The sequence below is a fragment of the Streptomyces sp. NPDC002054 genome (assembly GCF_040296685.1).
GTDB lineage: Bacteria > Actinomycetota > Actinomycetes > Streptomycetales > Streptomycetaceae > Streptomyces.
Map to the genome: position 1 here is coordinate 76,382 of NZ_JBEOXT010000020.1, position 12,511 is coordinate 88,892.

General features: G+C 70.9%; 2 protein-coding genes. Both read right to left on the minus strand.

All coding sequences use genetic code 11. The features are described from left to right. Positions 1-3 precede the first annotated feature (3 nt). Complete coding sequence (locus tag ABT123_RS20445; protein ID WP_351316388.1) at positions 4-11,346, minus strand: LysM peptidoglycan-binding domain-containing protein; 11,343 nt, start codon at positions 11,344-11,346, stop codon at positions 4-6. A 9-nt stretch (positions 11,347-11,355) separates the two neighbouring features. Next, positions 11,356-12,492, minus strand: coding sequence for an MBL fold metallo-hydrolase (locus tag ABT123_RS20450; protein WP_351316391.1), 1,137 nt, complete (start codon positions 12,490-12,492; stop codon positions 11,356-11,358). Between the last annotated feature and the right edge of the window lie 19 nt (positions 12,493-12,511).

Genomic DNA, 12,511 nt, shown 5'->3' on the forward strand with positions numbered 1-12,511 from the left:
AACTCAGAGCTCGGACGACAGGTGCTTGAGCTGCAACACCGGCCGTTGAAGTGACGGGTCGACGGAGGAGTAGAGGCTGACCCGGAAGGCCCAGGCCCCGCCCTCCGTCGCGGGCTGCTCGCGCTCGCTCCACTCGACGAGTGCCCGTGTGAGCGTCGGGACGGTCGCCGTGTCGTACGCGCCCACGGTCGACTGCACGACCGGCAGCAGTGCCGACACCGGCGGCTCGCCGGCGACGAGGGTGTACGCGTACCGCGCGCCGATCGCGATCGTCCGGTCGGACGGGTCGCCGTCGAAGACGGCGTCGAACATCGGCGCGAGCGGATCGTGGTCGGGCGGATCCCAGGGGCCGATGGCGATGGCGCCGGTGATGTCGATGAACGGCACGACCGGCTGGGGGTGGCCGACCTCCGGCGTCCGGTAGACGAAGGACGGTGCGGTGTCCGGCCAGCCCTCGCCGAGAAGTCGCGCGTTGCGGGTGACCCGGGCACTGGCCGACGCACTCTGGTACGCGGCGATGTGGACGCGCGGGAAGGTGAGCTCGAAGGTGAGCAGTGTGAAGGCCTCGACCGCCTGCAGCGGAAACGCGTAGCACCGGCAGTGGCCGGCGTCGGCGCACCCGCACGCCACGGGATCGCACGGCGTGAGCTCGTGGCGCTCACCGGCCGCCGTGACGCACACGATCTTCTCCGGCCAGCCCGCCCCACCAGGGCCGGATCCCACGGTGAGGGTCAGCCGCAGCGTTGTGTACCAGCCGTTCTCGGCGCCGAGACCGAGCGCGTACCGATAGACGTCCGGAACAGGCCCGCCGGCCGCGAGGGGGACCACCGGTACGGGCGCGGGATCATCTGTCCAGCGCGCGGTCCATGCCTGCGCGACAGCGTCGGCGAGCGTCCGGTACGTGCCCAGCGCGTTCGTCATGGCGGTGCGCTTGTCGGGGTCGGCAGCCTCCCAGTCGGGCAGCCCGGCGAGCAGGCCGAGCAGCGGAGCGGAGACCGCGCTGTACTGCGCCAGGGCACCGAACAATTCGTCTGCCGGTGCGACGGCGGGCGTACCGGGCGGCTGGTTGTACGTGACCTGGAGCTCGACGGTGTCCTGCTCGGCCGATTGATGCTGCACCGAGCACCGGTACTGCCAGTACAGTGCGTCGCTGAGCCCGGCGGCGGAGGTGGGGACGTCGGCGTGCTGGTCGAGCAGGATCGGCATCGGCGGGTACGCGCGCAGCGGGATCGGCACGCGCGGAGCCCCGAGGTCGAAGTCCAGGGCGGGCGGTGAGCCGGAGGCGAGCGGCGCGATGAAGGTGAGCCAGTCGGACCGGTCGTACCCTTCGACCTCCCGCGCGATCCCGAACTCGAGCTCGACGCCGCCGAAGTCGAGGGTGAGGTCGAGTGCGGCGTGCGCGGCCACGTCGGGGACGGTGATCAGGAAATTGATCTGCGAGTCGCCGTCCGCGAGCGGGACCTTGCCGTTCGACACCGTCGCGGTCCGCAGGTGTGCGGGGACCTTCCGGTAGTCGACGACCGGATTGCCGGAAAGCCGCGCGTACTGCTCGGTCCACGGGGACGCCGCGCTGGTGTCGTACTGGACCACGGCCGAGGTCGCGTAGCCGCGGGTCAGCGAGACGAGCAGCTCCTGGCGCAGCCGTTCGACAGCCGCCGCGCGCTTGGGATCGGTTCCGGCGTCCGGCGCCTCCCCGGCTAGCACGTAGTCCAGGCCCGCCGCGACAGCCCCGGCGAGTGTCTTCTTGACGCCGATGATGTCGTCGAGCGCGCCCCGGCCCAGCTCGTACGCACCTTGGACGTACGCGGCCGACAGCAGCAGCTCCACGTCCGCGAGGAACCCCTGCGCCCAGACCTCGAGGTCGACGCCCTGGTAGTCGCGGGTCTGCCCCTCGGTCAGCAGCCCCGTCCGGACGTCGAACCCGGGGGTGTACACGTGCTGCCGTGCGATGAGGGTGGTGGTGAGCGGGCGGATCGCGAAGGTGCGCGGCTGCCTGGTGCCGGCGACCTCGAGCGGGGGCTCGATGCTGACGCTCTCGATGCCACCGGTGTCGAAGACGACTGCCCAGACATCGGTGCCGGACGTCCGGCCGGGCGCCGTGGCCAGCCGCAGGGCCGGCACCGCGCGCTGGACCTGCTCGGCGAAGGCCGCCAGGGTGAGCGCATCGTTCTGGGCGGGGTCGGTGCTGCGGCCGGCGGGGACGGCGGTCGCCTCGCGCGTCGCGGTCGCGGCGAGTGCCGGGTCGACCAGTGTGGGTTCGCGGAAGAGGTCCAGCGCCACGGTGACCGGGAAGACGGGCTCGGGGAACGACCACTGGACGCCGTCCGGGGCCGACTCGCCGACCCGGCCGGTGAGGCGGGCGGTGGCCGGCGGGACGACCACGCGCGCGCCGGGTCGCAGGAATCCGGTGTCGGCGTTCGCCGCGACGATCGCCTCGATGCCGGTCGTCACGCCGCGGCGACGGAACCTCGCGACGACGGCGGTCAGCGTGTCGCAGGCCGCGGTGGTCTCGGTGGGCGCGGTGCCGTCCGTGCCCGGCTGCTGTCCGCGCAGCACCTGCCCTGGCAGCAGCAGGCCCGGTGTGCCGGCGTTCGCGGCGAGCAGTGCGACCGCAGTGACGCCGAACGGCTGCGCGGCTTCTTGCGGTGTCACTCCGACCGCTGCGGACTGCGCGGGGAGCACGCCGGGCGGACAGACCAGCAGCGCTCCGGTCGCGAGCACGTCGGTTCGCCCGCCGATCGCCGCAGCGAGTGCGGCGAGGCCGACCGGCGGGCTGAACAGCGCGCAGACCTCGGCGAACGAGGTGGGAGCCGCCGTCGTCACCGACTCGCCGCCGACCGTGATGGTGACGCCGGACACGAGGGTTTCCGGCATCCCGGCGTTGACCTCGACCAGGCCGGCACCGGGGAAGTGTGCGGCGATGCCGTCGAGCGAGTCGCCCTGGCGCACGGTGTACGGCACCCGCAGGGCGTCGGGGTCCGAAGGCCACGCCCACATCCCGGGCACGACCGGGGGAGAGCCGGCCGAGAGGGCGACGGAGCCGTTGTGCCGGAACAGCGCGCCGGGTGTGGTGGCGTTGACGGCGGCGAAGTGTCCGAGCGTGTCGCCCGTCGGCACGGGCGTCGGCGTCGTGGTGAGGAACACCGGGGTGCCCGGGGCGAAGAGGTCGATGGTCGTGGTGTTCAGCGGCGCGAGCCGGCCGGGTGTGAGGCCTGCCCGGTTGTCGCGCAGGGTGTCGCCGCTCTCGACGAGGTATCCGGTGACCTCCAGGGAGGCGCCCGCACGGAACATGCCCGGGTTCTCCCCGTTCAGCGACACCACCTGCGCGGCGTCGAACGGGACACCGAGGTCCCGGAACGCCGACTCGACGCCCGCCAGCGTCGCCTCGCTGGCCGGCCGGTCGAACGAGACCTGGACCTTGACACCGTTGCAGTCGAAGACGAACCCCGGGGTGAGCAGTCCCGGGCTGTCCTGATTGGCCGTCACGAGCGTCCTGAGGGTGCAGCGCAGCGCCGCCGCGAGCTCATTCGCCGGCGGCGAGTCGGGCGGCACCACCGCCTCGCGCGGCGGGGTGGCGAGCTCGACGGACGGCTTGAGCGGCAGCACGGTGTTGTCCTCGTCGAGCAGCACCTGTACCGGGTCGAGCGAGGGGTCGACCGTGGCGCACACCCCGGCGATCGTGTCCTGGTTGCGGAACGCCGCGCTCACCGGTACCGCGAGTTCACCGGCGTCGAGCATGGCGCCGATGGCCGTGTCCGCGTTCGCCGTGCCCAGCTCGTCGAAGCCGACGCCGTAGGTGGCGCAGAGGCCGTCGAGGGTCGTGGTGTCGGCGGCGGGGGCGGAAGCGATCGCCGCGAGGGAGCCGAGCAGTGCGTGGGCACCGATGACGTACCGGGTCAGCACGGCGACGTCGACCAGGAGCGGGGTGGGCTCCGATCCGGGCTTCTGCTGGAGCGAGGTGAGCAGCGCGGCCCGGACGTCGGGCTGGATGACCTGGTAGTAGACCGGCACCAGGCGGTCCCGGTCGCGCCTCGCCGTGTCGGCGGCTGCGCTGCCAGGGTCGGCCGCGCCCGGCTGGTAGGCGACGGCCTGGAGGTCGACGTCGACGGCGAGGTCCGCCAGGACGCCGGACGGCTCGACGGTGTAGCGGAGTGTGGTCGACGGCCAGGCGCCGACGCCGATGACCGGGTCGGTGTAGCGGACCGGCACGGGGGTCTTGTCCGGACTGCCCGACCGGTTGCCGAACACGTCCTCGAACCACACCGAGACCTGGCTTTCCGCGCCCGCGGTGATGCCGGCGTACGGGTTGCCCTCGGGGGGCGGTGCCGTGGGCACGGCCGGGGCGTGCCGCACGGCGAACCGGCTGATGTCGACGATCCGGGTCAGGTCCCAGACCTCTTCGGCGGCTTCGCTCGCCACCAGGAACCCAAGTTCGTCCGTACCGTCCGCCGGCTTCGGTGACACCGCCCGGCCCTCGCCGCTGCCGCGGAAGTCCGTCGTCGGGTCCAGCTGGAAACCGAGCAGCCCGTACAGACGGCGCAGCCGGCCCTGTGGGGTGTCGTCGGCCAGCGGGTTGGCAAACCGCGCGGTGAACCCGGCCTGACCGGGATCGACCGAGGCGACGGGCCGCAGCTCGGGCGGGTTCACCGCACGCGCGGCCAGCGCCACCGACGCCGGATCCACCCCGTCGCCGACCACCGCGACGTTGGTGAAGGCGAACAGGTGCCGGTCCGGTGCGGCACCGGACTGCGACGAGAGCTGGACCAGCAGCGACAACTGGGCGAGCCCGTCCTGGTCGAAGATCGAGTCGGGCACCTCGCCGCGGTACTGCATCCAGTAGCCGCCACCGCCCACGACGCTGCACTCCCACAGCAGCGTCAGGAACCGCTCGCCATCGGCGATGGCCGCGAAATGCCGCCCTGAGGTGGCGCTTTCGGCCGTGGGACCGCTGTGCGTCTCGGTGGACAGGTTCGTCTGGACGATGAAGGTCCGGTCGGCAACGAGCGGTGCCGAGGTCAGACCCGGGCCGAGGCCGGGCGACGGCGGCAGCTGCCAGAGCAGGGTGAGCAGCAACTGCTCGGCGGGCGGCGCCGGCGGGAAGGCACCGGTCGCCGGCTTCCCGGGGATGCTCCGCAGGTACTCCAGGACCTGCGCGATCCGCTGCCGGTCGGCGGTGTCCGCGCCGAGCACCTCGACCGTCCCCGCGAGGCCTGGAACGCGACGGACGGTGAACGAGACCAGCGTCGCCCACGCGTAGCAGCCGAGCTCCGTGTAGCGGGCGTCCGCGCCGGTCTGTGGCGTCGTCTGCTCCAGCAGGAACTCCGAGCCGCTGCGGTCGGACCCGGCGCACGCGATCAGGTCGTTCGGCAGCCGCCACAGCGAGGGCGGGCCGGAGGGCTCGGCGGGCAGTCGGACGGTGGTGGTCGTCTGCCACGGGATCACCTGCGTGACGGCGTGGCGCGCACCGATCTCGTGCGCAAGCGGCAGGGCCGCGAGCGGGCTCTCGACGACGGGCACCAGCCCGGTCGCCGGGTACTTGTCCCGCAGGTCGGCGGCGGTGATCGAGATGACCGCGCTGTCGGCCTCGGCAGCGTCGATCCGGATCACGCCGTCCTGTACGGCCGAGTCGGCGAAGGTGAGCCAGTCGGCGGGCACAGCCTTGTCGACGGTGATGGTCACGACCGGGTCCTCGGCCCCGGCCGGGGGTGGCGGCGGGCCGGTGACCTGCTGGCCGATCAGCTCGTGGCCACCGGTCATCGGCCCGGTGGCGTGGTACTCGCCGTCGACCCGGACCGGCGCGGGCAGGCGCAACCCGCCCAGCGCGAACCGCGCGACCTGGCCGCTCACGGTGGACATGGCCGGGCCGTCGTGCATCGCGGCGATGAGCTCGTCCACGGCCATCACGGGTACGTCGGGCACGGTGAGCAGCCGCTTGGGCTGGGCTGCCAGCACGCCCGTGTCGAAGGCCATCCGCTCGGCGAGGTCGGCAAGCCCGAGCCCGTACCGCTGGGCCAGTGTCAGCAGGGTGAGGCCGGAGGCCGTCGTGCCGAGCGCGCCCGGCACCTCGACGGTGACCAGCGGTACGAGCGCGTCCGCGGCGGCGGCGTAGGTGTCGAACCGATCCGTGGGCAGCAGGAGCCGGCCTTGGAGCGAGCGGAGCGTGTCGCCCGGCAGGACCACGGCCGCGGCGTCGGCCGGAAGGCGGACGCCCTCCGGGTCCACCGGCTCGTTCGCCGTGCGGACCGCTTCCAGCCAGTCGGCGAACGGCGTGCCGGGCACGAGGTTCTGGATCAGCGCGGCGTACGCGGCGACATCGAGGACGGTGTCGCCCGGCAGGGTGGTCCAGGTGATGGTGGTGGTGCTCTGGTAGGCGGCGGGCACCTTGAGGGTCGGGGGCAGCGGCTGCGCCGGGTCGCCGTTCAGCCGGTCGATGGCCTGCTGGTACCAGTCGGCGAGCGGCACCTCGTTCGGCCGCGTCAACCCGAGCCGGACGTAGAAGACCGCCGCGGTGTCGTCGACGGACAGCCCGGCGTGTACGAACCCGGGCAGCGGCACGGTCGCGCCGGCGCGCAGCAGCGGGGTGGCGTCGCGCAGGTGGTCGAGCAGCGCGGTCGGGTCGGCCTGGTAGGCGTGGGCCAGCTGACCGAGCGTCTGGCCCGCGCCGAGCTGCACCGGCAGCGTGCCCAGGGTGACCGGGGCGTCGGCGGCGACGGGCCAGTCGGGGTTCGCGACGGCGATCGACTGCGCCGTGACGCCGAGCGTGACCGTGAGCGTGTCGCCGGCCTGCGCGGCGGTGAGCCGGTCCGGCAGGCCGGGGTTCAGTGCCAGCAGCTCGGCCGCCGAGACGCCGAGGGACGAGGCGAGGTGGTCGGCGGTGTCCCGGGCGGCGACCTCGTACGGCGTGGTGGCCGTCCCGAAGCCCGCCGCGATGGAGTGGAGCGAATCCTCTTTCTTCACCTCGTGGGGGAACGCGGTCAGCAGGTTCACGGCGGCCTGCGCGGTGGCGCGGGCGACCATGCGCAGGTAGTCGCGCAGCACGAACGTCGCCATGGACTCGCCGGGCTCGTCCGCCACGTCGGGGGAGGGGGCGCGGTCGCGCGGCGGGACCGGGTCGAGCTCGGCGAAGTACGCGATCGCCTCGGCCTCGTACGTCGCGTCGATCTGCCGGTAGGTCGCGAAGTCGCGGTCCCGGTCGGCCGGGTCGGGCAGGCCGGTGGAGGTCCACTTCAGGACCGGGATCATCGGGAACGGCGTCCCGGAGACGTCGTCGGCCGTGTCACCCGCCGGCGTGCCGCTGATGCGGAGGTGGATGTTGTGGGTGAGGAAACCCTGGATGTTGGTCCAGGTGAAACCGTCGTTCTCGGCCTCGACCAGAGCCAACTGCTCGACCAGTTCCAGCAGTTCGTCGAGCGTGACGGTCGGCGAGGAGACGCCGAGCGCGTCGAGGGACCAGCGCAGCAGGCCGTCGGCGAGCCGGTTGAACGACGTGTCGGCGGCGGTGTCCGCGCGCGGGTTGCGCGACACGTCGGGCCGCTCGGTGTGGGCGATGGTGACCGAGTCCACCGGGACGGCGTTGTCGGCGAGCAGCATGACGACGAGGCGGTAGTCGGGCTCATCGTTCGGCGGCGGCGTCCGGCCGGTCCAGTCGACCGGGACGTTGGCGATGGTGTAGGCGGGGACGAGCGTGAGGTCCGCGGTCCGCGGCCGGCCGTCGGGGAAGACGTGTACGTCGGGGTCGAAGTGCAGCCGGTACGGAGGCTGCTCCCCTGCCGCGTACGCGGCGCGTGCTCTGCGGGCCGTGAGGCCGCGGCGAGCGACGCCGGGGGCGAGCCGCCACGGCGGCGTGCTGTCGGAGCCGATCGTGAACGAGGTCTCCAGAGTCAGCGAGAACGAGAACGAGACCGTGATGAACAGGATCTTCACGCTGGCGCTGGCCCGCACCGCGAGCTTCAGCGCCACGACGGTCGCCCGGTGCGCGGCCAGTTCGACGGTCGCCATCGCGGAGATCTGCAGGTTGAGGTCGAGCCGGACGACCTTGAAATCGACCGTCGCGTACAGCCGGCCGACGATGCCGACGGTGCCCCGGCACGCGTAGTAGAGCTCGGTGCTCCCGCCGTCCTCGTCCGGGTGGAACCACGCCAGCACGCCCTCGAAGATCACTACGAGGTTGACGTACATGTCGGCCTGGAGCGGGCCGCGTTGGAAGGTGCGTCCGACGCCGATCGACAGGCCGACACCGAGTTCGAGGACCGGGCTGAACGTCCCGTTGGTGATGCGCGGAACCCGGCTGGAGGTGGCGCCGTTCAGCACGCCGAAGTAGATGCCGCCCCGGCCGTTGAAGATGCCGGCCTCGATCGCGAACGAGTTGGTGAAGTCGCGGTCTGCCGGGAATCCGAGGTCGATCCGGAAGTTGCCGTTGGTGAAGATGTCCACGGTGATCACACCGAGTGTCACGGACACCGCGCCGAACTGCAACTGCCGATAGGCATCGGGGATCTGGAGCCGGGCGTGGAAGACCCCGATGTCGTCGGTGACCTTCTTGTACAGCAGCTCGAAGCTCAGCCCGGCGAGCGAGCCGGCCCGCGGACCGCTCAGCGCCAGCAGGATGCCGTACAGGTCCGGGTCGTGCATCACCAGCTTGACCGCGACCGTGTCCATGAAGGTGGCATCGATGCCGAACAGCCACTGGCTGGATGCGTCGAACACCATCGTCGCCGGGTTGATCGGCGGCTTGCCGGCTGCGGGACTGACCGGTCGCATCGCCGCGACCATCGCGTCGACCACGGCGGAGATGTTGGTGTACCGGGTGAGGTTCTTCGGCGAGACGTGCTGCCCCAGGCCCAGGTAGCGCAGCGAGAACAGCTTCTGTCCCTGGCCGGCGGGTTGGGGTGGTGCCTGGGTGACCGGATCCCATGTCAGTGGCTTGGCGGCGCTGTCCCCGAGCAGTTGGGCGTCGAGCGCGATGTTCACCGCGGGGCTTCCGGCCGATCGGTCGTAACTCAGGCCGACGGAACGGATCTTGACGAATCCGAGGTCCAGCTTCAGGTCGTGCTTGACGGCGACCGTCTGCTTGGTCGGGTCGATGGTCAGCTGCAGACCGGTGAGGTCGATGCTGCCCAGGAAGTCCCAGGGCGGGTCGAGCCGGAACGTCGCGTTCGGGTTGGCCAGCGAGACGAGGGACGTGACCAGCTCGCCGAGCGTGCCGGTGAGGCGGAGGGTGAGGATCCGGTGTCGATCGGTCCCCTCGCCGGTCCAGGACGTCACCGCGCTCAAGGAGAGCTCACCGTACGCGACTTGGAAGGTGTAGTCCTTGCCCGCGTCGGTGACCGACACCGAGGCGGTGATCTCCAGCTTGTTGAGAGCGAAGGATCCGGACAGGCTTCCGGTCAGCACCGTCAGCGGGTCCACCAGCGGGGTGCCGCGAAGGGCGATCGCCAGGTGCTCGTCAGCGGGCGTGGCGCGCAGGCTGCGCTCGATGTCGGCAGTCAGCAGCAGCCGCAAGGACATGCCGAGCAGCGTCTCGCCGACCGTCACCCGAAGGGTGCCGGAGGCGGTGTACGGGTAGCCGGGTGCCGTGCTGAACCGGACGCCGAGGTCGGCGAGTTCGATCGCGATCTCGTTCACCCACGGGGGCGGCTCCTGGCCCAGCAGGCCGTAGACCAGACGCGGGAGGTCGACGGCGCCGGCCATCATGGCACTGAAGACCCAGGCACCGTCGCCCGGGTACTCCGCCTGGGCCAGCAGCGTGATCGGCGCAGCGTCCGGAACCGCGATCTCGCCCTTGCCGACCATCAGGCCGGAGACGCTGTTCTGCGACACCTGGACCTGCATCTGCAACCCGATCAGCGCAAGGGTGACGTTGCCGGCCGTGATGGGCCAGTCGCCACTGACGGCCAGCGCGGCGGAGTACTCGTGGCGCAGCAGCGAGGCGTACACGTTCAGTGAATCGCAGGTCAGAGGGGCGCCCACGGGCGGTCCGTCACCGCCGAAGAAGGCGCGGAACACCTCCGAGATCGGGATGTCGAACGGCTCCTTGGTGGTCGCCGTGAACGCCAGTTCGGGCAGCGTCAGTTGGACGGCCACCACGATGTCGTCCAGGCCGGCTCCCGTCAGGCTGCCACGTTCCGCCGCCACGGCGTACGGCCCCGCGGCGCCCAGCGAGGAGCGGTTCTTCTCGCCGAACCGCATCGTTCCGAAGACCGCACCGGTGACCAGCGTCGGGCCGGCCGGATCGAAGCTGAACACCCAGCTGGTGCCGACCTGCTCGATGGTCAGGAAGGGCACCGGTGGGTCCCACGGCTCCTTCGACTCGATGCGAACCGTGGTGGACGACAGGCCGGCACCGGCGCCGGCACCGGGGCCAGGGCCGGGGTTGCCGGAAGCGGGCACGATGCCGAAGCCGAGGCCCTTCAGGCCGAACACGTCGATCGGCGCGATGCCACTGGGCAGCGTGAAGTCCGTGCCCTCCGCGCCGGTCATCGCGATCAGCGCCTGGATTCCCTGTTCCAGCCCGAGCGGGGTGGCGAAATCGATGGACAGCGGCCAGACGTAGTCCCCGAAGACCAGCGGACCGCTGATGGTGACGATCTCCTCCGGCTCGGTCGGCAAGGTGACGTCGGCGAACAACAGGACCGCCGAGCGGCGCGCCCCCGCAGCGGGCAGCGGGTACGGGTCCGGGAAGTCCGTGGTCAGCATCAGACCGACCGCGGAGACGTCCAGCTGGGCGAGTTGGAGGCGCACACCCGGTGCGACGGCACGCAGTTCGAGGACCGGTGGCGCGTCGGCCGGGAACGTCACGGAACCGTCGACGTAGAGCCGGTCGCCCAGGAAGGCGGCGTACCCGGCGAGGATGTCGCTGCCGGGCACCGAGACACTGCCGCGCATCAGCAGGGAGCCGGACAGCCGCGGTTGCGCGCCGGCCGGTAGGTTCGTGGCCGTGACCGCGGGCTGCTCCAGGACGAGCGGGCCGAGCACGCTGTCCCCGAGGGACAGTCCGCCGGTGGTGCCCTTGGCGGGCCGACGGCTGCCTGGCAGTTCGCCGAACGCACCCTCGAACGTCCATGTCGTGGTCGCCGTCGTGCTGCCGAGCTCGAGCCTCAGGGCCGCCACGTCGGTCCCGGACTGCGGAGTCCCGGTGAGCCGCATGGTCCACGGAGTGTTGAGATACTCCGTGGTGGCCGTCAGCCGGACACTGTCCGGCCCCATGGACACCTGGCCACCACGGACCTCGAGCTGGTCGGCGCCGAGCGAACCCAGCAGACCGGCGAGCCCGGCGGGCGCGTCCCCGCGGAGCCGGCCGGACGATGCGGCGTTTCGAAACGCCTCGTAGATGCCGTCGAGTGACATGTGGCCTGCCTAGGGTTCCGGAGCCTGGACGACGTCCTCATCCGGCCCGTGCATCCTGAACGTCCTGACCGGGCGGAATTCCACCATCTCCTCCGGCCGCAGGCCCAGAGCACCCGTGAGCCGGTACACGATGTCACCGACAACGAAATCGGTGCCCGCCGCCGGGAGCGGCGCATCGCGCTTTCTCTTCTTCTGTTTTACATTCAGCTTCTGGATGGTGGTATTCACCGCGAGACTGATCGTGAAGGTGTCCCACTGGACCATGGTCTTTTTCTGGAAGAAGACGAAGGCCACATAGGTGTGCGGGGAGGCGGCTTCAGTCGTCCCGACGAACACGTCGATCACCTCCTTCACCGGGTGATTGTCGGTATTCCATGGGCCGGCGCTCGCCGCCACTTTCTTCGGCTTCATCACCTTGGTGGCGAAATCCTCGACGATCGTCCAGGTGAAGTCCGTCTTGGCCTTGCCCTTGGCGGTATAGTTCTCGACCGCCGTGCGCAGCGCGCCATGGTGCGGGATCTCGAGCGCCAGGACCTGGGGCGTCAACTGCGCCCCTCCCAGTTTCGTGTTGATCGCGTGCATCGTCTGGAATGTTGCGTCGCCGGGAAGCACGACCGTGTTGATCCCGTTGTCCACGACCACCACCGCGGACGACCCGTTCCTCACAATGTCGGGCGTCGCGCCGGGGACGTCCAGATTCGAGACCAGGAGACGAAATTTCACGTCCTTGTGCACGGCGAAATGTGTGGGAGCGACGCCCCCGCCAGGATAGTTGCTCTGTTCCGGAGCACTGAAAGTGACTGTAGTCGCAGAGTACTTCACGGCCGTGAGGAATTTGGTCACCGTATCCTGGTTGCCTTTGATCCAGGAGAGCCCGCCGATGTGCACGCTACCCACGCGGGCGTCGATCGTCTTGAGTTCTTTGCCCAATTCGCCGAGCAGACCGTTGTGGTCGTCGTCCTGGTGCGAGATGACGACCAGATCGAGCATCTTATTGGGCGTCGTCGTCCTCTTCGCGACTTTGTCCTTGATGTGGTTGATGGCATCCTTCCCGTAGGTCGGGCTGCCACCACAGTCGATCAGCGCGAGATAGTCGGCCGCATCCTTCTCGACACCGTCGTCGTAGATCTCGACGAGGGTGGTCATGCCCTGACCGCACCACAGC

Coding starts and splice junctions, on each gene's coding strand:
- ABT123_RS20450 (WP_351316391.1), bottom strand. CDS start 12,492: ATGACCACCCTCGTCGAGATCTACGACGACGGTGTCGAGAAGGATGCG.
- ABT123_RS20445 (WP_351316388.1), bottom strand. CDS start 11,346: ATGTCACTCGACGGCATCTACGAGGCGTTTCGAAACGCCGCATCGTCC.